Origin of the sequence: Ensifer sp. ENS06, assembly GCF_014852205.1 — a bacterium.
GTDB lineage: Bacteria > Pseudomonadota > Alphaproteobacteria > Rhizobiales > Rhizobiaceae > Ensifer > Ensifer adhaerens.
The window spans coordinates 115,953-137,415 of record NZ_JACVBC010000003.1; the positions used below are offsets into that span (position 1 = coordinate 115,953).

Annotated in this window: 21 protein-coding genes; 4 read left to right on the top strand and 17 right to left on the bottom strand. The window is 63.9% G+C overall.

Annotation, left to right across the window (positions count from 1 at the left end; translation table 11 throughout):
• Nucleotides 1-153: 153 nt before the first annotated feature.
• On the bottom strand, nt 154-609 hold the full coding sequence (locus IB279_RS14120) for an SRPBCC domain-containing protein (protein ID WP_192339307.1): 456 nt from the start codon (nt 607-609) through the stop codon (nt 154-156).
• A gap of 168 nt (nt 610-777) precedes the next feature.
• On the opposite strand from IB279_RS14120, the gene IB279_RS14125 reads away from it, so the two are divergent.
• Entirely contained in the window at nt 778-1,836 is a 1,059-nt protein-coding gene (locus tag IB279_RS14125; RefSeq protein ID WP_060606113.1) for an adenylate/guanylate cyclase domain-containing protein, read from the top strand.
• A 52-nt stretch (nt 1,837-1,888) separates the two neighbouring features.
• Here IB279_RS14125 and IB279_RS14130 read toward each other — a convergent pair whose 3' ends face one another.
• From IB279_RS14130 to IB279_RS14185, 12 genes are all read right to left on the bottom strand, one after another.
• Nucleotides 1,889-2,941 carry a S9 family peptidase gene (locus IB279_RS14130; protein WP_192339308.1) on the bottom strand — a complete coding sequence of 351 codons (1,053 nt, stop codon included), beginning with the start codon at nt 2,939-2,941 and terminating at the stop codon, nt 1,889-1,891.
• On the bottom strand, nt 2,928-3,536 hold the full coding sequence (locus tag IB279_RS14135; RefSeq protein ID WP_113505151.1) for a gamma carbonic anhydrase family protein: 609 nt from the start codon (nt 3,534-3,536) through the stop codon (nt 2,928-2,930). Before IB279_RS14135 ends, IB279_RS14130 begins: the two co-directional genes overlap by 14 nt.
• Nucleotides 3,537-3,563: 27 nt before the next feature.
• Nucleotides 3,564-3,896, bottom strand: coding sequence for a cupin domain-containing protein (locus tag IB279_RS14140; RefSeq protein WP_060519216.1), 333 nt, complete (start codon nt 3,894-3,896; stop codon nt 3,564-3,566).
• A gap of 13 nt (nt 3,897-3,909) precedes the next feature.
• A complete protein-coding gene (locus tag IB279_RS14145) occupies nt 3,910-4,914 on the bottom strand; it encodes a zinc-binding alcohol dehydrogenase family protein (protein ID WP_051659175.1) in 1,005 nt (334 codons plus the stop codon).
• 27 nt (nt 4,915-4,941) lie between these two features.
• A complete protein-coding gene (locus IB279_RS14150) occupies nt 4,942-5,820 on the bottom strand; it encodes a 3-keto-5-aminohexanoate cleavage protein (RefSeq protein WP_113505152.1) in 879 nt (292 codons plus the stop codon).
• 39 nt (nt 5,821-5,859) lie between these two features.
• Complete coding sequence (locus tag IB279_RS14155; RefSeq protein ID WP_113505153.1) at nt 5,860-6,801, bottom strand: dioxygenase; 942 nt, start codon at nt 6,799-6,801, stop codon at nt 5,860-5,862.
• 19 nt (nt 6,802-6,820) lie between these two features.
• Complete coding sequence (locus IB279_RS14160) at nt 6,821-7,606, bottom strand: glutathione S-transferase family protein (RefSeq protein ID WP_113505154.1); 786 nt, start codon at nt 7,604-7,606, stop codon at nt 6,821-6,823.
• A gap of 9 nt (nt 7,607-7,615) precedes the next feature.
• Nucleotides 7,616-8,659, bottom strand: coding sequence for a branched-chain amino acid ABC transporter permease (locus IB279_RS14165; RefSeq protein WP_034789818.1), 1,044 nt, complete (start codon nt 8,657-8,659; stop codon nt 7,616-7,618).
• Entirely contained in the window at nt 8,659-9,537 is an 879-nt protein-coding gene (locus IB279_RS14170) for a branched-chain amino acid ABC transporter permease (RefSeq protein ID WP_113505155.1), read from the bottom strand. Before IB279_RS14170 ends, IB279_RS14165 begins: the two co-directional genes overlap by 1 nt.
• Before the next feature lie 11 nt (nt 9,538-9,548).
• A complete protein-coding gene (locus IB279_RS14175) occupies nt 9,549-10,277 on the bottom strand; it encodes an ABC transporter ATP-binding protein (protein WP_034789822.1) in 729 nt (242 codons plus the stop codon).
• Nucleotides 10,277-11,023 carry an ABC transporter ATP-binding protein gene (locus tag IB279_RS14180; protein ID WP_034789824.1) on the bottom strand — a complete coding sequence of 249 codons (747 nt, stop codon included), beginning with the start codon at nt 11,021-11,023 and terminating at the stop codon, nt 10,277-10,279. Before IB279_RS14180 ends, IB279_RS14175 begins: the two co-directional genes overlap by 1 nt.
• A gap of 96 nt (nt 11,024-11,119) precedes the next feature.
• Nucleotides 11,120-12,403 carry an amino acid ABC transporter substrate-binding protein gene (locus IB279_RS14185; protein WP_192339309.1) on the bottom strand — a complete coding sequence of 428 codons (1,284 nt, stop codon included), beginning with the start codon at nt 12,401-12,403 and terminating at the stop codon, nt 11,120-11,122.
• Nucleotides 12,404-12,654: 251 nt separating this feature from the next.
• Here IB279_RS14185 and IB279_RS14190 point away from each other — a divergent pair, with 251 nt between their 5' ends.
• From IB279_RS14190 to IB279_RS14200, 3 genes are all read left to right on the top strand, one after another.
• Entirely contained in the window at nt 12,655-13,695 is a 1,041-nt protein-coding gene (locus tag IB279_RS14190; RefSeq protein ID WP_089042977.1) for a LacI family DNA-binding transcriptional regulator, read from the top strand.
• A 224-nt stretch (nt 13,696-13,919) separates the two neighbouring features.
• Entirely contained in the window at nt 13,920-14,684 is a 765-nt protein-coding gene (locus IB279_RS14195; RefSeq protein ID WP_060606136.1) for an SDR family NAD(P)-dependent oxidoreductase, read from the top strand.
• A gap of 113 nt (nt 14,685-14,797) precedes the next feature.
• The gene (locus IB279_RS14200) at nt 14,798-15,076 is read left to right on the top strand and encodes a GNAT family N-acetyltransferase (RefSeq protein ID WP_060519204.1); all 279 of its coding nucleotides are present in this window, start codon (nt 14,798-14,800) and stop codon (nt 15,074-15,076) included.
• Between the two features lie 76 nt (nt 15,077-15,152).
• On the opposite strand, the gene IB279_RS14205 is transcribed toward IB279_RS14200, so the two are convergent.
• The 4 genes from IB279_RS14205 to IB279_RS14220 form a co-directional block, all read right to left on the bottom strand.
• Nucleotides 15,153-16,964, bottom strand: coding sequence for a phosphoenolpyruvate carboxykinase (GTP) (locus IB279_RS14205; RefSeq protein WP_192339310.1), 1,812 nt, complete (start codon nt 16,962-16,964; stop codon nt 15,153-15,155).
• A 57-nt stretch (nt 16,965-17,021) separates the two neighbouring features.
• The gene (locus tag IB279_RS14210; protein ID WP_089042975.1) at nt 17,022-18,674 is read right to left on the bottom strand and encodes an electron transfer flavoprotein-ubiquinone oxidoreductase; all 1,653 of its coding nucleotides are present in this window, start codon (nt 18,672-18,674) and stop codon (nt 17,022-17,024) included.
• Nucleotides 18,675-18,830: 156 nt separating this feature from the next.
• Nucleotides 18,831-20,333 (bottom strand): aldehyde dehydrogenase, encoded by a 1,503-nt coding sequence (locus IB279_RS14215; protein ID WP_082572813.1) that lies wholly within the window; start codon nt 20,331-20,333, stop codon nt 18,831-18,833.
• A gap of 129 nt (nt 20,334-20,462) precedes the next feature.
• The gene (locus IB279_RS14220) at nt 20,463-21,458 is read right to left on the bottom strand and encodes a helix-turn-helix domain-containing protein (protein WP_060604535.1); all 996 of its coding nucleotides are present in this window, start codon (nt 21,456-21,458) and stop codon (nt 20,463-20,465) included.
• Between the last annotated feature and the right edge of the window lie 5 nt (nt 21,459-21,463).

Consider the following 21,463-nt stretch of genomic DNA (forward strand, 5'->3'; position numbering starts at 1 on the left):
AGCCAGCGCACCGCAATGACATGTGCCGCCTAACGTCCTGATTTGGCATCAATAAGATGTGAAAGCAGGTTCGCGCCAATCCCAAGCAACATGGCATTCCAACGCCGTCGTCAAGCCTTCAGGCCCAGTCGTGGCAAGCAAGGGACGTCTGCATCAAGCCGCGCCGTCGCGGCCGAGCCAGGGATCGGGGCCTGGATCGCGGCCCGACGCAACCTGGCCCAGCCGCTCCAGATAATGTGCCCAGCCTTCCGTATGGCCGGCGCATTGTTCGGCGCTGGGCAGACCCGTTTGCGTAAGGCGCAGCAATGTTCCGGGCGGCTGCTCGATCAGGTCGATCTCGATCAGGCTCGAGCCGGGCGGGACAATGTCGCTGCCTTCCCAGCCGAAGCTATAGGCGAGCCGATGCACCGGCACGACCTCGCGGAAAGACCCGCGGGCAAAACGGGCCCCGGTCACGTTGACGAGATAGAGACCGCCGGGCTCCGCCTTGGTGTCGGCCTCCGTTCCCATCCAGCGCAGGATCTTTTCCGGGTCGGTCAAAAGAGCGAACACTGCGGCGGGTGGCGCCGGAATATGCGCTTCGCGGCGGACGACGAGGGGTTCTGGCATCGGTCTTCCCTTTGCTGATTGGCCTGCCTGCGGCTTGAGAGTCCTTCTGCAGGCTGCCGCAATCATAGACCGCCGGGGCGGACGGCGCCACCGTCCGCCCCTGACTTGCGCGCAGCGCGGCGGCGGGAAGGGCTTGTCCATAGGGCGCTCGACCCTATCCTCTTCGGCATGGATTTGTCCGCCCCCCTTGCCTGGCTCGTGGACGAGGCAAGCGCCTCGCAGGAGCCGGACCGATTCCTGTCCGACCTTGGCCGCCAGCTCGTCGCCGACGGTCTGCCGCTCTCGGGCGGCGCGCTTACGCTCGCCGTGCCGCATCCGATCATCGCCCGCCGCACCTGGCTTTGGCGAGCCGAGACCGGCGTGGTGATCGAGAGCCTGGGGTTTGCCGACGCCGTCTCCGACCGGGCGGGAGAGGAGTGGCTGGCCGGGCTCGGGCCACTGCTGCAACAATCGACCGGTTCGGGGAATGAACGCGCGTCGCTCGGCTGGGCCGGGACGCGCCCGTTCGGCCCGGAAGAGACGGCGCGGCTTGGTGATGTCGCGCGCTTTGCCGTCGCGCCCCTGGCGGTTCTTGCCGAGCGGGCCGCGCTCACCGCTCTGCTCGACGCCTATCTCGGCCGCCGCAGCGCCGCCCGTGTCCGCGCCGGAGCGCTCACCCGCGGCACCGGCGAAACCATTCGCGCGGCCCTGCTCTATGCCGATTTGCGCAACTTCACGGCGCTGTCCGAAACATCGGAACCCGCCGTGGTGATCGCGGCCCTCGACGCCTGGTTCGATCGCCTCGCCGGCGCGATCCATGCCTTTGGCGGCGAGGTGCTGAAATTCATCGGCGACGGCGTTCTGGCGATCTTTCCGGTGAGCGGCTCGCCGAGCGAAGCCTGCGACGCAGCCTTGCGCGCGGTCACCGCCGCGCGCGCCGGCATGGCGCATCTCGACCAGGCCCGGCAGGCCGAGGGGCTACCGCCGCTCTCCTTCGGCGTCGCCCTGCACCTCGGCGACATTCTCTGGGGCAATATAGGTGCCGCCGATAGGCTCGACTTCACAGCCATCGGCCCGGCGGTCAATCTCGTCAGCCGCCTGGAGGGCCTGTGCCGGCCGCTCGGTTGCTCCGTGCTGATCTCCGGTTCCGTGGCTGAGGCCGCGTCGACGCCGCTGCTGCCGCTCGGCGAGCATCCCTTGCGCGGCATCGCAGCACCCTGCGCCGTCTTCACCTTGCCGGACGCGTGACGCAGCCCTTCCACGGCCATGCCGTGAACGGCGAAGCGTCCGTCTTCGACGGTTACACGCGCGTGCGCTCCGCCACCCAGTCGGCGACAAGCGGGCGGTAGAGCCAGGGGATGTTGTTGCAGACGTGGTTGCCATCCTCGAAGATGTGCAGTTCGGCTCCACGCGCACAGATATCTGCGCATTTTACCGCTTCGGAGGGTGGAAAGATCTTGTCGCGTCCGCCGTGGAGGATGAGCGCCGGGGCGGTCGGCGGCGGGCAGCGCGCCAGCGTGAAACGGTCGGCACGTTCGCGAACGTCCGCGCCCCCGAGCGAGAAGCGCATGTTGTCGCGATAGACCTGCGGCAGCGCGTCCCAGAACCCACCGAGATCGAAGAAGCCGTTGATGGAGACGACGCCGGCGAGCGTTGGCACGGACGCGGCGGCGCGCAGGGCAAGAAAGCCGCCGAAGGCCATGCCAACGAGCGCGACCTTGCCCGAAAGGCGCGGGTGCGCCTCTACCGACCGGATGGCCGCCTCAACCGCCGGACCGATGTCCGGGCGCAGCGTACCCATCGAACGGCCCTCACCCTGGCCGGGACCGTCGAGCGAAAGGGTCGCAACGACGCGGGCATGAAAATGCCGCTCGAAAGCCGGGAATTCCTCCTTGGTCGAATCCGAGCCCGGGATGATCAGCGCCAGCGGGTGTGTGCCGTCTCCGTTCGGCACGCGAAGAACGGCCCGAAGTTCGCCGTCCTCAAAGGGCACAGCGACCATCTCGCCAGGCGGATCAAGCAAGGGTGCCGCGAGACGGTAGAGTTCCACCTTTCGCGTGGCGGCCCTCGCCTTTGCCTCCAGATCCTCGAAGGCCATGAATTGTCCGAAATGATAAAAAAGGCTGGCGCGGGCATAGGCTTCGCCGGCGGTCACGTTGCGGCCGGCGACCAGAGCCGCAGCGCCGAGCTCTGCGTGACGCTCGCCCTCCTCGCTCCAGGTAGCAAGCCACTTCTGCCAGACGCCGGCGCGCTCGATGACGGCACGTGCGGTTGCCGACGGGATCCCGGCGACCTCCATGCGCGGGAGCCAATGCTCGACGACACTGACCAATCGGTTCTCATTCTGCGTCATGCATGTTCTCCCGCATGATGTAATTGCTTGGGTCCGCCCCCGACGATACGTGTTCGACGGGGACCGGCTGGAGATCCCCGGGATAGCTCCGGGCTTTCGCGCGATAGCGTTGCGCCCCGATCGACAAAGCTTCGGCCGTCTTTCCGTCAAGAACGCGCACGACTTGGGCGGGCACCCCGAGGACCAGAGAGCCGTCCGGGACGACCATGTTTTCCCGCACCAATGCGCCGGCGCCGATCAGGCATCGCTCACCGATCTGCGCGCCGTTGAGGATCGCCGCCCCCATGCCGACGAGGCTTCCCTTGCCGATCCGGCATCCGTGAATTGTGGCGTTGTGTCCGACGGTAACATCCTCGCTTATCTCCACGGGGTATCCGGGATCGGTGTGAACGACGCATCCGTCCTGGACGTTGCAGCCGCGCCGAAGGATGATCGGCTCGTTGTCGCCGCGCAAGACGGCGTTGAACCAGATACTGACATCCTCTTCGAGCCACACGTCGCCGATCACCACGGCGCCGGGCGCGACGTAAAATCGTCCATTGGCGGGAACGCGCGGCGCGCGCGCGCCCAGCCGGTAAAGACCCGATGAAACCATCAAATATTCTCCGTTCTGCGGCGGCGCTCAGGTCGGCATGGCGAGCAGGATGGACGCCGGCGCATTGGTGCGGTTGGCGAGCGCACGCGCCTCGCCGGGCGCTAGCCGGCAACTGTCGAGAAAGCCGAGCGTGACGCTCTCGCTGCCGGTTTCGACCGTCACCTCTCCGGCAACGACGATGTAGATCTTCTCGACCGTGGCGTCCTTCAGCGACGTATGACCACCGGGCAGGAGGTGCGACAGGCCGATCCAGATCGTATCGGTTGCCGTCGCCTCCTTTCCCTGGAGCCGCAGGCAGTGCATGCCGTAGTGCTCCGGCGCCTCATAGGATCTGGCATCGCCGTAGCGCGTCACCTGCATCGTCCGCTCCTCCTCAGGGCACCAGCAGCACGCGCTCGGGCGTGCCGCGCAGCACCGAGGCGTAGGCCTTGGCGGCGTCGGCAAAGCCATAGACGGTCGCCGGATTGATCGGGAACGGCTTCAACTTGCCTTCCTCGAACTTCGGCTTGAGCTTGTCGAAGATTCGGGCACCCTCGACCGACGACAGCGCCAGCGTGTCGATGCCGATATATTTGTGACGCCCGCGGAAGAAGTTGAAGATATCGAACGGCACAGCGCGGTCGAAGGTGGAAATGAAGACCTGGCGCGCCTGCTTCGCCATCGCGTTGTTGGCGATCTCGAAATAGGGACTGCCGACCGTGTTGAAGACGATGTCGGCCCCATGACCGCCGGTCTTTTCGCGCACGATCGCCGCAACGTCATCCTTGGCGCTGTTGAGCATCTCGACCGGGGCGTTGGTGTGCGCCAGAAGCGGCTGCTCGTTGTACTCGACCGCGAAGACCTTGGCGCCGGCCATGGTCGCGAGCTGGATCACCGCCTGCCCGACCTTGCCGTTGCCGCCGCAGACGAGCACGACATCCGTCGGCTGCACGCCGCCGGCTTCGCGCAGGCCCTCAAAAGCTGTGATGAACGGCACGCCGATCGAGCCTGCTTCCTGCATGGTGAAATTCGCAGGCTTGGCGCGCACCGCTTTCTGGTCGAGCACCATCCATTTGGCGTGGCTGCCGTCCTGGGTGATGCCGAGTTCGCCGCCCCCGCCCCAGATTTCCATGCCGATCATCGACGACGGTCCTTCGCGCACGATGCCGCCGAAGTCGCGGCCCGGCGTGCGCGGCCAGATGGCATGCGGCATGTGCCCGAGCGATGCCTTCACGTCGCTGGGATTGACCCCCGCCGCCACGATTTCCACCAGCACCTGCCCGGGACCCGGCCGCGGCACCGCGACATCGACGACGTCGATCTTGAGATTGTCGAGATCGGGAGATTTTTCCGTCACCCTCAGCGCCCGGGCGATCTTCGCGTCCACCTGAATGTTCATTCTATGCCTCCTTGCAGAAATCGATGCCTATGCACGCAGTCCGAGAATTTCGCGGGCCTGGGAGGGCTCGGCGATCCGGCCGCCGAGCTTCTCGATCAGGTCTCTTGCCCGCTCGACCAGTTCGCCATTGCCTTTGGCGAGCACGCCCTTGGCGATGTAGGAGTTGTCCTCCAGGCCAACCCGAACGTGACCGCCGAGCAGATAGGCCTGAACAGCCATCGGGAATGACATCCGCCCGACGCCGAAGCCGGTCCAGACGGCGTCGCCGGGCAGCATGCGGGCCGCGGTCGCCATCACGTCGGTGGTCGAGGGAAAGCCGTATTTGACGCCGGTGACGATCGTGAACATCGCCGGCGACTTCAACACGCCCGCCTTCAAGAGATCCTGCGCCAACTGGATGTGGCCGGTGTCGAAGACCTCGAGCTCCGGCTTGGAGCCCGCCTCGTTGATAATGTCGGCCATGATCTTGACGTTGGCCGGGGTGTTGATGACGACCTCGGAGCCGAAGGTCATGGTGTTGAGGTCGAGCGTGGCGATATCAGGCTTCAGCGCGACGATGTGCTCGACCCGCTTTTCCGGCCGCATCAGCGTCGTGCGTGGTCCAGCGACCGCCGGGTTCTCGTCGCTCGGGTGGTAGCGGCCACCGGGCCCGGTCGTGACGTTGAGGATCAGCGCCGTGTTCTTGGCCCGGATGCGCTCGACGACCTCGCGGTAATACTTTAGCTCCATGGAGGGCTTTGCCGTAACCGGATCGCGCACGTGGATATGGGCGATCGCCGCGCCGGCATCGGCCGCCTCCAGGCAGGCATTGGCGATCTCTTCGGGCGTGACGGGAAGTCCGGGATGGTTTTCCCGCGTCGTGAGATTGCCCGTGACCGCGCAGGTGATGATGACGTTCTGCTGCATCACAAGCCTCCCGCGCCAGGGCGCAACCTGTTTGATCTCTCAGCCATGGTGCGCCACCTTCTTTCCGGAGATCGGAGGCAGCGGCAGGACCGATTGACCCTCCACCAGCTTGAAGTGGTAGTTGCAGCTATAGAAGGGCGCCGCGGCACCCGGAAATTCAGGGTCCGGGCTATCGTGACGGAAGAATTTCCCGACGATCTGCTGCTTCGCGCCGAAGACCACGTCGTTGACCAGGGCCTCGTGACTGTCGGAAAAGATCTGGGTGACGAGCGTCTTGTAGCCCGACGCCGAGACGATGAAGTGGATGTGGGCCGGACGCATCGGTGTCCGCTTCTGCGCTCGCAGCAGGTCGCCAACCGGCCCGTCAGTCGGAACCGGATAGCCTGCCGGCTTCACCGACACGAAGTGAAAATGACCGTCGCCATCCGTGGTGAAACGGCCGCGCAAGTTGAAGTCGTCCTGGGTCTCGTCCTGGTTCTCGTAAAGCCCGACCGGGGACGCCTGCCAGACATCGAGGGTCGCCCCTTCGACGGGTCGGCCGGCTGGATCGGTCACTCGCCCGGTGAAGTAGAGCTGCGATCCCGGCGTATCCGAACGGGCGATGCAGTCGCCGTTTAAGCATTTCGGCGCACCCCCGCGATAGAACGGCCCCAAGAGCGCTGACAGCGTCTCGCCCTGCATGCCGTCATTGTTGATCAGGTCGATCAGCGTCGAAGCGCCGAGCACGTCGGCGGCAAGCACGGTCTCGTTGTGCGCCTCGTTAGTCGCCTGGCCGACCGCCGTGATCCAGCGCAGGGCGCACTCGAATTCCGCCTCGGTCGGGCGCGCTTCCAGCAGGAAGGCGTGCAAATGCCTGACCATCGTGTCCATGATCTGCTTGAGCCGCGGATCGTCGCCGCGCGACATGGCGGCAAGCACCGTCGGCGTGACGTCGGCCTCCTTGGAAATCAGTTTTGCCTCGGGGCTGATATGGCTGTTCATCCCTGTTCTCCTTTCCGCGTCACAGGCCGGACCCGGCGAGCCGAAGTTCGGGCTTGGCCGTCTTCAGGTGCGGATATTTTTCGGTCAGCAGCGACCCGTAGTAATAGGTTTCAGCGAAGGCGCCGGTTGCGCGGATGGCATCGAGCCAGCCCTGGATCGCCGGCATCTCCGCCCACATCGAGAACAGTCCGATATCGTCCATCCGGACGATCACCGGCATGATCGCGATATCCGCCAGCGTCAGCTGATCGCCCATGACCCACGGCCCGCCATTGTCGGAAAGCCACGCCGCCATGCGCTGAACGCCGCGTTCAAGGCGGCCGAGCGCTTCTTCCATTTCCGGCTCGGGAAAACCGCTTCGCCCCATCTTCATCAGGAACTCGCGGCGAAGCGGCTTTGCATCGCAGACCGCCTGGAACTCCTCCGCCGTCATCGCCTGATAGTGCGGCAGGAAGGCGAGGTTGTAGGAAGGCACGCGGATCGCCGGTGTCGGCACTTCGTCGATGAAGCGCATCATCGCCCGCATCGTCGCCGCGCCGAAGGCGTCCCTTGGCCGGAGCCCACCAGGGAGAATGTCTTCCAGATACTCCATGATGACGGCGGAATCGGTGACCGCGCGGCCCTTGTGGACGAGCGAGGGCACGACGCCGTTCGGGTTGATCGCCAGATATTCGGGCTTGAGCTGGTCGCCGGTGAAGAGATCGAGCTTGTGCTCCTTAAAGGCGAGGCCCTTGGCGTTGAGAACGTATCGCACCCGTTGGCTGCACGTCGATTGAGGGGCGTTGTAGAGGATGAAGTCCTGCATCGTCGCCTCTCAATCCCAGTTGAGGACGCGGGGCAGCTTGCCCTTGCGGGCGAGCGTTCCGATCACGCCGTTCGGGAAGAACATCAGCCCGAGAACCATGACGAAACCGGTCGCGAGAATGTTGATCTCGGAGGCGCCGAGGGTCGCCACGAAGATTTCGTTGAAGGCGACGATCAGGATTGCGCCCACGACCGGCCCCGCAATCGTGCCCTTGCCGCCGAGAATGCACATCAGCACCAGGTTTGCCGAAACGAGGATGATCAGGAAGATGTTCGGCCGGAGATAGGTGAGATACTCACCCCAGACTGCACCGGCCATGCCGACAAAGAAGGCGGACAATGCGAAGGCCAGCACCTTGTAGAAGCGGGTGTTGATCCCGGCGCTTTCCGCTTTGACCTCGTCCTTGGAGAGCGCGCGCAGGCCAAGCCCGAACTTGGAATGCTTGATGCGATAGGTCGCCCATACGGTGAAGGCAGCCATCAGCACGAAGGCGTAGTAGTAGGGCAGCTTCGCCGTCTGAACGGGCAGATCGGTTACCGGCAGCGACAGGCCGTTGGCGCCGCCGATGAACTCCCAGTGGTCGAACAGAATACGGGCGATCATCAGGAGCGCGATCGACGAGATGATGAAGCTCGGGCCACGAACCTTCAGCGTGATGAGGCCGACTAGATAGCCGCAGGCCGCGGCCGCCAACCCGGCGAGCGGTGCCGTCAAGAGCGACGAGATGCCGTATCGCGCCAGGAGCACGCCTGAAAAATAGCCGCCGATCGCGAAGAACACCGCGTGGCCGAGCGAGATATAGCCGGCGAACCCGCCGATGATGTTCCAGCCGCTGGCCATGACCGCATAAGAAGCCGTGAACAGGACAAGGTGCAGCAGGTAGTTGTAGTTGCCGGTTAGTTGCAGGAGCGGCAGGGCGAGCAGCACACCGAGAACGGTGAGAGGGAACCATGTGGCGCGGGTCTGGTCATGCTGGCGCGCAAGCTTCTGGTTGTGAATGCGACGGGCCTCGAGCACCGAGCTCGCGTCGGCTTGTTGTAGGTTTACGGCCATTATGCCAACTCCGGTTTTTCGCCGAACAGGCCCTGGGGACGGATCAGCAGGATGACGAAGAGTGCGAGGAAGAAGGTCATGGTCGACCAGGTGGCGCCCACCCAGGTGCCGACGAATGCGGCGATGACCGACAGGAGAAGAGCGGCGACGACGGTGCCGAGCACGCTGCCCATGCCGCCAAGGACGACGACCGACATCAGCATTGCAATCCATTCCCACTGCTTGGCGGGGAAGAAGCTGAAGACGAAGCTCACCAGCGAACCGGCAGCACCTGCAAGCCCGATGCCTATTGCAAAGGCGATCATGCTGATGAGGTTGACGTTGACGCCGAGCAGTTCGGCGGCCTCGCGGTTCTGCGTGGTGGCGCGGATGGCGTAGCCGAGCCGCGAGTAGTTGAGGAACAGCGTCAGCGCGCCGATGATCGCGAGTGACACACAGCCGGCATAGAGTTGCCCTTTCGGGATGAACAGGCTGCCGATGAAGAAGGCGTCCGTCGCATATTCCGGCGAGGTCACGCGCTGGGTGTTGGTGAAGGCGGCGCCGAGGAAGCCTTCAACGATCATCGCCAGCGCGAAGGTAAGAAGTACCGTCATTTCCGAGTAGCGGGCGCTTTTGGCCTGGCTCTCGAACATCAGGCGATAGAGCAGCACGCCGATCGCCGCCATGATCAGTGTCGCGATCGGCAGCGTGGCGATCGGGTCGAGGCCCCAGAGCTTGAAGGCCCAATAGCTGACATAGGCGCCGCAGATGATCAGCGACGGATGGGCCAGGTTGACGATGCGCATGACGCCGAAGACCAGCGAAAGTCCGGACCCCATCAACGCGATTACGCCGCCGAGCGCGAGGCCGAGTATCAGTATCTGAAGAATGTCTGTCATCACGTCCTCCGCTACGCGACCTTGCGGCCGCCGAGGTAAAGTTCCTGGATGCGCGGGTCCGCCAGAACCGCCTCGGCCGGCCCCTCGAAGAGGGTGCGGCCGAGATCGAGCACAACGCCCCAGTCGGAATTCTTGAGGCCCATCATCGCGTTCTGCTCGACGAGCAGGACGGTGACGCCCTCCTGAGACATCATCTTCATGATGTCGAACATCTCCTGCACGATCTTCGGCGCCAGCCCGAGGGAGGGCTCGTCGAGCATGACGATGTCGGGCTTGACGATCAGCGTGCGCGCCATCGCGAGCGTCTGCTGCTGGCCGCCCGACATGGTGCCGGCATGCTGGTCGGCGCGCTCGCGCAGCACCGGAAAGCGCTCGAGGATTTCGTCGATGCGGCGGTCACGAAGCTTTGCGTCGTTGAGCACATATCCGCCCATGCGCAGGTTTTCGCGCACCGTCATCTTCGGAAACAGCGCCCGTTCCTGCGGTACGAAACAGATGCCCTTGCGCAGGATCTGGTCGGGGCGCAGGCCGTTCAGCCGCTCGCCCTTGAAGATGACGTCGCCCTTGCGGATCGTCAGCATTCCGCAGATCGCTTTCAGCAGCGTCGATTTGCCGGCGCCGTTCGGGCCGATAATGCAGTGGACCTTGCCTGGCTCGACCGTCAGCCGCGCGCCATCGAGAATGGCCGGGCCGTCGCCATAGCCGGCGGTGATATTGGTGACTTGCAGGAGATCGCTCATCAGGCCGCTTCCTCTTCCAGTACGCCGCCCAGATAGGCTTCGAGCACATGCGGATCGCGACGCACCACATCGGGCGTGCCGTCGCAGATCACCCGCCCGTGCGCCATGACCACGACGCGATGCGAGAGCCGCATGATCAGGTCCATGTTGTGTTCGACGATCAGCACCGTCAGGCCCTTGGCGTTGAGCGCCCGGATGTGGCCGACGATCTCTTCGAGCAACGTCGGGTTGACGCCGCCGGCGGGCTCGTCGAGCAGGATGATTTTCGGATCGGCCATCAGCAGCGCTGCCAGATCCATCAGCTTCTTCTGGCCGTAGGACAGGTTGTGCCCATCCTCGTAGGCAATGCGGGTGATCCCGAGGAAATCGAGGATCGACATTGCCTTGTCGCGCTCTTCCGCCGAGACCGCCGGCCGGAACAGGTCGGCAAAGCCGCGGCAGCGCGCCTGCACGATCACGTTTTCCAGCACCGTCATGTCAGCGAGGTTGCGCGAGATCTGGAAGGTCCGGCTCAGGCCCTTTGCCGTGATCTTGTGCGGACGCAGATTGTCGATCCGCTCGCCATCCAGCCAGACCTCGCCCGAGGTCGGGACGACGGTGCGGCTGATGCAATTGAAGGCCGTGGTCTTGCCGGCGCCGTTCGGCCCGATGAGTGCCGTGATCGAGCCTTTCTCGACCTTGAAGCTTGCGCCGTCCACGGCGCGAATTCCGCCGTAGTGCTTGCACAGGTTCTTAACCTCGAGCATCCGCGCGATCTCCTTGTACTAGAAATTGGGTACTAAATGCCTGCCTATCGGGAGGGCGCCTCGCGAGCGAAACACCCTCCTCTGCCTCGCAAAGGGTCAGAAACCGGACTTGGGATAGCGGAAGGGCACGATGCCCTCGAACTGGCCGGTCGGGTAGACGAAGGTCAGCTTGCCATCCTGCCACTGGGTCATGATGTGCGACTTTTCGACGGGCAGGCCGAGATCGTCCCAGCTGAAATCGCCGAGCACTGTCTGGACAGGCTGTTCCTTGGTGCGGGCGTGCAGCCATTCGCCCATCTTGGCGTTATCCGTGCTGCCGGCGCCAACCATGGCCTGCTCGATACCCTGGCAGACGGCGAAGGGGATGGCGCTGTCTTCATCCGGCTCGACACCATATTCGGCTTCGAACGCCTTCACAAAATCGGCGTTGTCGAAGGGCTTTCCGGCAAGCGTGCTCTTGAACGGAACATCCTTGTGCCAGGTGGTGTGGATGACGACGCCATCGGCCGCGTCGTTCCCCACACCCTCGATGAACTCCGTCTGGGCACCCTGGCTGAGATAGACGAGCTTTGCCGGTGCGCCGACGGTCTTGAGCGCCCGCATGAGCTGGACCGCCTCTTCCGCGGAAGCCGTCAGGCCGACGATCATTTCAGCGCCGGAGCGCTTGATCGAATTGGCAAGGTTCAGCCAGTCGTTGAAGCCTTCCTCGGGCCACTTCTCCTCCATCACCACCTCGATGCCAGCTTCCTTGAAGTAACCGGGCGCGAGGTCGGCGATTTCCTTGTCGTTGGCGGGATCGATCACCTTCTGGCCGAGAAGGCCGGTGGCGATCGCATTGGCGAAGAAGTCGTCGGCATGGACGACGGCGACTGTCTTCGGCGCATCCGCCGGATCCTTGATCTCCTTCAGGAGGCCGATCACGTCCTTGCCTGTGTATTCGGCAGCATTGACCTGGAAATAGAAGAGGTTTTTGTAGCCCTGGGCATAGATCCGGAGCGCACCGCCCGAGGGAACCGGGTGGACCATGTTGTACTTGGACAGAACGTTGCCGACCGGAAAGGTCAAGCGGCTCGAGAACGTACCGTAGACGGCATCGACCTTGTCGACGTTGATGAAGCGTTCGTACTGATTGATGGCCGTCGCAGGGTCGGAGCGATTGTCGCTGACGATCAGCTCCACCTGCTTGCCGAGAATGCCGCCCGCTTCATTGATGAGCTTGTTGCAGAGTTCGTAGCCCCGCTTATGCTTCTCGCCGCTGACCGAAAGGCCACCGGTGATCGGCAGCGATGCGCCGACCCGTATTGTTTCCGCAGCGCTCGCAACGGTGCTTGCCGAAAGCACACTGACGGTTGCTGCCGCGATCAGCCGATTGAGTCCCATTTTGTCTCCTCCCAGACATTTGCGCGCAATCGTTTGCATTGAAGCGAAAAACAAATCGCCCGGCCACGCCGGACGAAACTTGCGCACTGTTCGATCGACGGCAGGCCAGCTCCTCAACTGCCCTGCCGCAAACTGAATATGCAAACGATTGCACATGGGCGATTATGCGCACCGTTTGCGCTTTGTCAAGCATCCATGCGAACGATTGCAAAACCTCCGGCAAGATTTTAAATGGAGGCGAGAGGTGACACATGCAGAAGAAACGAACCACGCTGAAGGACATTGCGCGCGCGACCGGCGTTCATGTGTCGACCGTATCGCGCGCCCTTGACCCGACCGAGCGCAAGAGCATCACGCCAGAGGTTGTGGCGAAGATCCAGGCCGCGGCGGAACGCCTGGATTATCGCCCCAACCGCATCGCCTTCGGGCTTCGCACCAACCGGACGATGACGGTCGGCGTCGTCATTCCGGATATCACCAACCCGATTTTCCCACCGATCCTGCGCGGGATCGAAAGCGTTCTGGAACCGCTCGGCTATGCGTCGATCATCGTCAACACCGACAGCGAGCGCGAGCGCGAGGTTCGCCTTCTCGAAGTGTTGCGCGATCGCGGTGTCGACGGACTTATCCATGCAGCGGTGCTCAGAAGCGACCCCTCGATCGCCAAGGCCGCCCAGGACGGCCTGTCGGTGGTGACGCTGAACCGGCGCGTGGAGAATTCGAACATCCCCTATGTCATCAATGACGAGGACATGGGCATCTGCGAAATGCTGCGCCACCTGACGAAACTCGGCCACCGGCGGATCGCGCATCTGGCCGGGCCGCAGGATCTCTCGACCGGGCAGCTACGCCTGGCCGCCTTCCGCAACGCCGCCAAGAGAATGTCGATCGACATCGACCCGCAGCTCATCGTCACCGCCATGCGCTTCGATGAGGACGAAGGCGCCCGCTGCACGCGCGAGCTGCTCGCCTCCGGACACGACTTTACCGCCGTGCTCTGCGCAAATGACCGCCTGGCGCTCGGCTGCATCGACGTCTTGCGGGAGAACGGCCTCGACTGTCCATCGGACATTTCCGTCAGCGGCTTCAACGACATGCCGTTCCTGCAACTCGCGCGTCCAAGGCTCACCACCGTCCGCATCCAGCAGTATGATGCGGGCATCACCGCCGCATCGATCCTGCTGCGCCTGATGAATGCCGGCGCGGACGACGACATTCCGCTCGAGACCGTGCTGCCGGTGGAGCTCCTGGAACGCGAAAGCACGGGACCGGTGGCAGCGCAGAAGCGCTGACAATACCCAGACGGCAGTTCGCGACGGATCGGCGGTTTCGGCCCCTTCGCACCGCTTTTCCCCTGCGAACGCCTCTGCGCGGGCGTTCGCCGCGAACCTTTATGCAATCGATTGCCTATTGTTTCATGCAATCGATTGCCCTAAGGTCGCATCGATCAACCGTCAAATTGCCGGGCGGACGTTTCCGTCGGCTTGAAAGACATCACGTCAAGAGGGAGGAACTTATGGCGTATCCGCGGTCCTTGGTTGGAAAGACAGTTCTCGTCATCGGCGGAAACGGCGCAATCGGCGCCGCGACAGGGCGCCTGTTTGCAGATGCGGGAGCGACCGTGCTGATCACCCACACGCCGCGTGAACAGGGGGCCGCAAGCGCGGACGCGGTGATTTCCTCCCTTGCGAACGCTGAACGTCATGCCCGATATGCCGTCGACATCACGGATTCCTGCGCTCTTGGCGACCTTGCCCGCACCATCGAACAGAAATTCGGCAAGCTCGATGTGCTGGTCAACGCCGCGGGCTTCACCAAGCCTATCGCCCACCGGGATCTCGACGCGCTGACGGATGAACTGATCGACGACATCTTCAAGGTGAACTGGCGAAGCCAATTCGCGGCGATCCGCGCCTTCGCGCCACTTTTGAAAAAATCCGGCGACGGGCTCGTCGTCTCCATCTCGTCGATCGCCGCCTTCACCGGTATTGGCTCAAATATCGCCTATTGCGCCGCCAAGGCCGGCATCGACGTGATGACCAAGGCGCTCGCCCGCGTCCTTGCCCCGGAAATCCGGGTCCTTGCGGTTTCTCCTGGTGTCGTCGACACGCAATTCGTCCCCGGGCGAGGCTCGGACTTCAACGACAAGGTCGCGTCCTCGACCCCGCTCGGCCGCATCGGCGAAGTCGACGACATCGCCGCCGCCATCCTGGCGAGCGCGACGTTGCTCGGCTTTTCGACCGGCCACATCATCCAGGTGGATGGCGGCCGGGCGCTCTGAGACCACAGAACTCCGCATCCGCGCGACAGAGTGGTCGCGCGGATGTCTCGTCCCTCCTATAGTCCAGGGCACAGCGACGGCGCGGATAACGGTTGCAGGAAGGTAGGGACGAAATGGTCGAAAAGGTCATCGATAACACGCGGGCGTCTCGATTCGAGCTGCCGATCGGCGACGAGATCGCCGTTGCCTACTATCGGCTGGAGGACGGCCGGGTCGTTCTCACGCACACGGAAGTGCCGCAGACCCTGTCGGGACAGGGGATCGGCACGCGGCTTGCGACCGGCGTCTTCGACATTCTTCGCGCGCGAAACGCACGGGTGATCGCCAAGTGCCCGTTTATGGCCGCTTTTGCGGCCAAACACCCCGAATATATGGCGCTTCTCGACGGCTGAACGCCCGGCAATGCTGAGCCAGACGGTGGCCGTGACCACCGCCTGGCTGGATGACGGGGCGGCGTGCCCGGGCACCTCAGTCTTGAGGCGGCGTCTGGTCAACCCCATCGTGCAGGGCGCGGCAGATCGCGAAAAGCTCCGGAGGCAATCGTTGGCCGAAGGACTGCAGCAAGGCGTCGTGGCTTTGCAGCTCCTTGGCGAGTTCGGCCGGATCGAGCTTCATCAGCGCGTCGAAGGTCTGGCGGTCATAGTCGAGGCCATGCCAGTCGATGTCGTCATAGCCCGGCACAAGGCCGATCGACGTGGCTTTTCCGCCGCCAGTCCTCTCTGTCCTCTGCACGATCCATTTGAGCACGCGCATATTTTGCCGGAAGCCCGGCCAGAGAAATGCACCGTCCTCGTCACGCCGGAACCAGTTGACGCGGAAGATTGCCGGCGCATTCACAAGCCGGTCGCCCATCGAAAGCCAGTGGGCAAAATAGTCGGCCATGTTGTAGCCGCAGAAAGGCAGCATCGCGAAGGGATCGCGCCGGGTCGCGGCCTGATTTTCCGCGGCCGCCGTCGCTTCCGACCCCAGCGTTGCCGCCCAGTAGATGCCCTCGCGCCAGTCCCTTGCCTCAAAGACGAGCGGAAAAGTGTGGGAAAGCCGCCCGCCGAAGATGAAGGCCGAGATCGGCACGCCGGCGGGGTGCGCGGCCGCTGGGTCCATGCTCGGGCAGCGGTCGCGCGAAACGGTGAAACGGGCGTTCGGATGCGCGGCCGGGCGACCGGCCTGAGGCGTCCAGTCGAGACCGCGCCAGTCCACCAACGCCGGCGGTGCCTCCTCCGTCAAGCCCTCCCACCAGACGTCGCCGTCGGGCGTCAGCGCGCAATTGGTGAAGATGGTCTCGCGCGCGATCGCCGCCATCATGTTGGGATTGGTCTTCTCGTTGGTGCCCGGGGCAACCCCGAAGAAGCCCGTTTCCGGATTGATGGCCCGCAGCCTGCCGTCCGCATCCGGCCGGATCCAGGCGATGTCGTCGCCGACCGTCTTGACCTTCCATCCCGCAAAACCCTCGGGCGGCAGAAGCATGGCGAAATTGGTCTTGCCGCAGGCGGACGGAAAGGCGGCCGCGACATAGGTCGTTTTCCCAGTGGGATCCTCCACGCCCATGATCAGCATGTGCTCGGCAAGCCACCCCTCCTGTCGGCCCTTCAGCGAGGCCGTGCGCAGTGCCAGGCACTTTTTCCCGAGAAGCGCATTGCCGCCGTAGCCGGAACCGAAGGATGCGATCGAGCCGTCGTCCTGGAGGCTCACAATATATTTGTGCTCCGCGTTGCAGGGCCACGGCACATCGCGGTCGCCGGGCGCGAGCGGGGCTCCGACCGAGTGCAGGCAGCGCACGAATTCGCGCGTGCCAAGTGCGCGCAGGACCGGCAGGCCGATATGCGCCATCAACTTCATGCTGACCGCGACATAGGCGGAATCGGTGATCTGAACCCCGATCATCGCAAGGTCCGAGCCGGGTTCCCCCATGGAGAACGGGATCACATACATGGTGCGCCCGCGCATCGATCCCTTGAACAATCGCGAAAGCTCGACGCGCATGCTGGCCGGATCTGCCCAATTGTTGGTGGGCCCTGCGTCCTCCCGACTGGAGGTGCAGACGAAAGTGCGATGTTCGAGGCGGGCGACATCGCCGGGATCGGAGCGGCAGAGGAACGAGTTTGGGCGCTTCGCTTCGTTCAACCGGATAAAGGTGCCCGCGGCGACAAGGGTGCTGCACAGACGCCTGTATTCCGCATCGCTGCCGTCGCAGACATGGACCTGATCCGGTTCGCACAGGGCCCGAACCTCGTCGATCCATTGGCTGAGAACGGGGTTGGTTATGACAGTCGGGTCTTGCATGGATGCGTCTCTCGCTTGGCAATAATGAATTCGGTCCGCGCGGCCCGCCTCCCGAACTCACATGTTCGGATAGACCGGGCCTTCACCGCCTTGGGGCGGCACCCAATTGATGTTCTGGTTCGGGTCCTTGATGTCGCAGGTCTTGCAGTGCACGCAGTTCTGCGCGTTGATGACGAAGACTTGCTTGCCGTCCTTCTCCACCCATTCGTAGACCCCGGCCGGACAGTAGCGCGCCGACGGGCCGGCATAGATGTCATGCTCGGAGCGCTTCTGCAGCTCCATATCCTTGACCTGGAGATGGACCGGCTGGTCTTCCTCATGGTTGGTGTTCGACAGGAACACCGAGGACAGCCGGTCGAAGGTCAGAACCCCATCCGGCTTCGGATAGTCGATCTTCTGGTGCTGCGCTGCGGGTTCGAGCGACTGCGCGTCGGTCTTTCCGTGCTTCAGCGTGCCGAAGAAGGAGAAGCCGAACAGCTGGTTGGTCCACATGTCGAGACCGCCGAGCCCAACGCCGATCGCCGTGCCGAACTTCGACCACAGCGGCTTGACGTTCCTCACCCGCTTCAGGTCCTGGCCGATGGCGCTGTCGCGCCAGCCGCGTTCGATCTCGATCGGCTCGTCATTGGCGCGGCCAGAGGCGATCGCCGCCGCCAGCTTCTCGGCCGCGAGAATGCCTGAAAGCACCGCATTGTGGCTGCCCTTGATGCGCGGCACGTTGACGAGACCGGCCGAACAGCCGATCAGCGCGCCGCCGGGGAAGGACAGCTTCGGCACTGACTGGTAGCCGCCCTCGGTGATCGCACGCGCGCCATAGGACAGCCGCTTGCCGCCCTCGAAGGTGCCGCGGATCGCCGGATGCGTCTTGAAGCGCTGGAACTCCTCGAACGGGAAGAGATAGGGGTTCTTGTAATTCAGGTGCACGACGAAGCCGACGGCGACCATGTTGTCTTCGAGATGATAGAGGAACGAACCGCCACCGGTCTTCATGCCGAGCGGCCAGCCGAAGGAGTGCTGTACCAGACCCGGGCGATGGTTTTCCGGCTTCACCTGCCAGAGTTCCTTCAGACCAATGCCGAACTTCTGGACGTCGCTGTCCCTGGAGAGATCGAACTTGGCGATCAGCTGCTTGGCGAGCGAACCGCGCACGCCCTCGCCGATCAGCGTGTATTTGCCGAGGAGCGCCATGCCGCGGGCAAAGTTCGGGCCCGGTTCGCCGTTGCGCTCGACACCCATGTCGCCGGTGGCAACCCCGATGACCGCACCTTCGTCGTTGTAGAGCACTTCGGTGGCGGCAAAGCCCGGATAGATCTCGACGCCGAGTTCCTCCGCCTTTGTCGCCAGCCAGCGACAGACGAGCCCAAGCGATACGATGTAGTTGCCGTGATTGTTCATCAGCGGCGGCATCAGGAAGTTCGGCAGGCGGATCGAGCCGGCGGGTCCCAACAACAGGAAGTGATCGTCCGTCACCTCGGTCTTGAACGGATGGTCGGCGTCGTCGCGCCAGTCCGGCAGCAGCCGGTCGATGCCGATGGGATCGACGACGGCGCCCGACAGGATATGCGCACCGACTTCGGCGCCCTTTTCCAAGACGACGACCGAAAGCTCCGGATTGACCTGCTTCAGCCGGATCGCCGCGGCAAGACCCGCCGGCCCCGCACCCACGATCACAACGTCGAACTCCATGCTCTCGCGTTCAACCATCTGCATGCGCCTATCAGTTGGCGGCCCTAATGAGGCGAGCCGCGCGGAACGCGACGGCCGCCCTCGCCGAGGACCGCTAGAAGTTCGCACGGCGACGAGCCGAAGACGGGGCGTCGTCACCGTGCTGGAGGTTCGGTTCAATAGATCTGGTTCAGGAAGAACTCAGTCCTTCGGTGGCCAGGTCGGGATGCTCCCCCGGCCCGACGGAAACCGGACGTTCTTTGAGCGCGTGAACTCGCGCAGCGTTTCCGCCGCATTTTCCCGACCGAAGCCGCTTCCCTTCTGGCCGCCGAAGGGTGAGCCGAGGAAGGCGCGGCGCATGTAGTTGTTGACGAAGATCATGCCCGCTTCGAGCTTGGCTGCGATCTTGCCGGCATGGGCCTCGTCGGTCGTGCAGATCGCCGCCGTCAGGCCGTATTCACTGTCATTGGCGATGCGGATCGCCTCTTCCTCGGTCGAAAACCGCATGATGCTGGCGATCGGACCGAACATCTCTTCGCGCGCCGGGGTCATGTCAGGCGTGACATCTGCAAGAACCGTCGGCGCGACCCAGTAGCCGTCCTTCAATCTCTCGTCGGTCGGCAACCTGCCCTGGGTGACGAGGCGGGCTCCCTCCTTCAGCGCGATATCGAGATAGGACAGAACCTTGTCGCGGTGCTTGGCATCGACCATGGCGCCGATGTCGGTCGCCGGATCAAGTCCGTCGCCGACGACCAGCTTCTCGGTCGCCCGCGCGAACCGCTCCAGGAACCGGTCATGGAGGCTATCGTGCACGAGGATGCGCGATGTCGATGTGCAGGCCTCTCCCTGATTGTAGAACATGCCTTCGAGCGCAACGTTGATCGCGACGTCGAGATCGGCATCGGGAAGCACGATCAGCGCGTTCTTTCCGCCAAGCTCCATCGTGGCGTAGGTGAGGTTCTGCGCGGCCGACTGCAGCACGCGCCGGCCCGTCATCGTCGATCCCGTGAAGGTGATGCGCTCGACCAGCGGATGGGCGGCAAGTGCCGGGCCGGAGACCATGCCGGCGACCGCGTTGAGAACGCCCGGCGGCAGGATCTCATTGGCGAGTTCGACGAGGCGCAACACCGTCAACGGCGCCTGCTCGCCGGGCTTGATGACGACGGTGTTGCCGGCGGCGAGCGCCGGCGCGCACTTCTTGGAAAAGTGGATCGGCGGCCAGTTGAAAGGCAGAATCGCGGCCACTACGCCATAGGGCTCGTAGTTGATGCGCGCCTCGATCGGTCCCTGATCGAGGATCTCGCCGTGGATCGTGTCGGCGAGACCGCCGAAGTAGTCGAAGCAGGCATGGCAGAACGATACGTCGAAGCGGAGCGCATCGCGACGTGGCTTGCCCACTTCGCGCGCCTCGATCTCGGCAAGTTCGTCCACATGCTTGCGAATATGGGCGGCGACTTCGCGCAGGATCTGGCCGCGCTCGCGCGGGGACCGGTCGCGCCAGGCCTGGAAGGCGCCGCGGGCGCTTCTGACTGCCTGGTCGACGTCGGCCTCCGATGCATTGGTCACATGCGCGATCGTCGCCCCGGTTGCCGGCTCCTCGACGCTGAACGTGGTGGCGCTGCCGTCGTCCAGAAATTCCCCACCCACGAACAGGCCGGACATCCGGAGCGGCGCCCGCGCCTGATCCTCGACATTCTTAAGCATTGCTACTCCTCCCATGTTGCAATCAACCGCACATGCCGGACCGCATCCCGGTCAGGCTTTTCTCTGTCCGTCGGACAATCCCGTTGTCCGGCTGGTTTCGTGTGATCCGCTAGCTCCTGCTCGTTGGCATCAGGCCCGGGCCTGCGCGCCGAGACCGCGCCGCGTCGTCGCGGGTACGGCCAGGTCGCTCAACCGTTTCACCCGATAGGCCGTCGGCGTCATTCCGACCGACTTTCGAAACGCTCGCAGGAAATACTTCTCGTCGTTGTAACCGACGGCATAGGCGATCTGGCCGATCGGCTCGTCGGTCAGCACCAGGCGTTCGCGCGCGTCATCGATGCGCATCTCGCGGATGAGCGCGTTGAAGCTGGTGCCCGTATGCTGCCGCAACAGCGCGCAGAGGCGGCTGCGGGAAAGCCTGGCGTAGGCGGCCGCCTGATCGAGGGTCGGCGAGCGCAGGTAATTCTCCGCGATGAAATCTGAGATCCGGCGCATATGTCCGCTGTCCCGGCCGATCGCCGGCAGAACCGGTGACAACTCGTCGAAACGATCCTCGTAGGCCCGGCAGATCCTGCCGAGCATCAGCGTCAGCTCGGCGCGAATGATCTCCCCCGTGCAGATCCGATCTTCGGCATGCTCAAGGATCATCACCCGGCAGGCCTCCTCGACGCGCGCCGCCTGGGCTTCGTCCAGGTTAAAGTCGATGTGCCCCTGCCAGGCAAAGGGCGTGAGTTCGGGGGCAATGCGCACCAGTTCCTGTATCGGATAAGAGCGCGTGATGCCCGGCCGCAGGAAATCGAGGTCGAAGTAGATCACGACGGACCGCGACGCGCTGCTGAAGCGCATCTGATGCGGGGTCATCGGCGCGATGAAATAAACCGAGCCCGGCTGCGGTTTGTAGGATCTGAGGCCGACGCGCGCCGTCGGCGCTTCGGTCATGAAATAGACGATCTGGAAGTAGTCGTGCTTGTGCGCCGGATAGAGCCTTTGTGTCTTTTCGACCAGACGAATGTGGAAGCGAGGCGCATCGGCCCGTTCGAGCGCGTAGGAACGAAAGGGCGCCGACAGGGTGTCGTCCACGTCCTGATCCGGATCGCCGCCCGGCTGCCCATCTGTCCTTGCCATCTCGT

What these genes read in the sequence shown, in the direction of transcription:
- IB279_RS14120 (WP_192339307.1), bottom strand. Translation starts at nt 609, where the DNA reads ATGCCAGAACCCCTCGTCGTCCGCCGCGAAGCGCATATTCCGGCGCCA.
- IB279_RS14125 (WP_060606113.1), top strand. Translation starts at nt 778, where the DNA reads ATGGATTTGTCCGCCCCCCTTGCCTGGCTCGTGGACGAGGCAAGCGCC.
- IB279_RS14130 (WP_192339308.1), bottom strand. Translation starts at nt 2,941, where the DNA reads ATGACGCAGAATGAGAACCGATTGGTCAGTGTCGTCGAGCATTGGCTC.
- IB279_RS14135 (WP_113505151.1), bottom strand. Translation starts at nt 3,536, where the DNA reads ATGGTTTCATCGGGTCTTTACCGGCTGGGCGCGCGCGCGCCGCGCGTT.
- IB279_RS14140 (WP_060519216.1), bottom strand. Translation starts at nt 3,896, where the DNA reads ATGCAGGTGACGCGCTACGGCGATGCCAGATCCTATGAGGCGCCGGAG.
- IB279_RS14145 (WP_051659175.1), bottom strand. Translation starts at nt 4,914, where the DNA reads ATGAACATTCAGGTGGACGCGAAGATCGCCCGGGCGCTGAGGGTGACG.
- IB279_RS14150 (WP_113505152.1), bottom strand. Translation starts at nt 5,820, where the DNA reads ATGCAGCAGAACGTCATCATCACCTGCGCGGTCACGGGCAATCTCACG.
- IB279_RS14155 (WP_113505153.1), bottom strand. Translation starts at nt 6,801, where the DNA reads ATGAACAGCCATATCAGCCCCGAGGCAAAACTGATTTCCAAGGAGGCC.
- IB279_RS14160 (WP_113505154.1), bottom strand. Translation starts at nt 7,606, where the DNA reads ATGCAGGACTTCATCCTCTACAACGCCCCTCAATCGACGTGCAGCCAA.
- IB279_RS14165 (WP_034789818.1), bottom strand. Translation starts at nt 8,659, where the DNA reads ATGGCCGTAAACCTACAACAAGCCGACGCGAGCTCGGTGCTCGAGGCC.
- IB279_RS14170 (WP_113505155.1), bottom strand. Translation starts at nt 9,537, where the DNA reads ATGACAGACATTCTTCAGATACTGATACTCGGCCTCGCGCTCGGCGGC.
- IB279_RS14175 (WP_034789822.1), bottom strand. Translation starts at nt 10,277, where the DNA reads ATGAGCGATCTCCTGCAAGTCACCAATATCACCGCCGGCTATGGCGAC.
- IB279_RS14180 (WP_034789824.1), bottom strand. Translation starts at nt 11,023, where the DNA reads ATGCTCGAGGTTAAGAACCTGTGCAAGCACTACGGCGGAATTCGCGCC.
- IB279_RS14185 (WP_192339309.1), bottom strand. Translation starts at nt 12,403, where the DNA reads ATGGGACTCAATCGGCTGATCGCGGCAGCAACCGTCAGTGTGCTTTCG.
- IB279_RS14190 (WP_089042977.1), top strand. Translation starts at nt 12,655, where the DNA reads ATGCAGAAGAAACGAACCACGCTGAAGGACATTGCGCGCGCGACCGGC.
- IB279_RS14195 (WP_060606136.1), top strand. Translation starts at nt 13,920, where the DNA reads ATGGCGTATCCGCGGTCCTTGGTTGGAAAGACAGTTCTCGTCATCGGC.
- IB279_RS14200 (WP_060519204.1), top strand. Translation starts at nt 14,798, where the DNA reads ATGGTCGAAAAGGTCATCGATAACACGCGGGCGTCTCGATTCGAGCTG.
- IB279_RS14205 (WP_192339310.1), bottom strand. Translation starts at nt 16,964, where the DNA reads ATGCAAGACCCGACTGTCATAACCAACCCCGTTCTCAGCCAATGGATC.
- IB279_RS14210 (WP_089042975.1), bottom strand. Translation starts at nt 18,674, where the DNA reads ATGCAGATGGTTGAACGCGAGAGCATGGAGTTCGACGTTGTGATCGTG.
- IB279_RS14215 (WP_082572813.1), bottom strand. Translation starts at nt 20,333, where the DNA reads ATGCTTAAGAATGTCGAGGATCAGGCGCGGGCGCCGCTCCGGATGTCC.
- IB279_RS14220 (WP_060604535.1), bottom strand. Translation starts at nt 21,458, where the DNA reads ATGGCAAGGACAGATGGGCAGCCGGGCGGCGATCCGGATCAGGACGTG.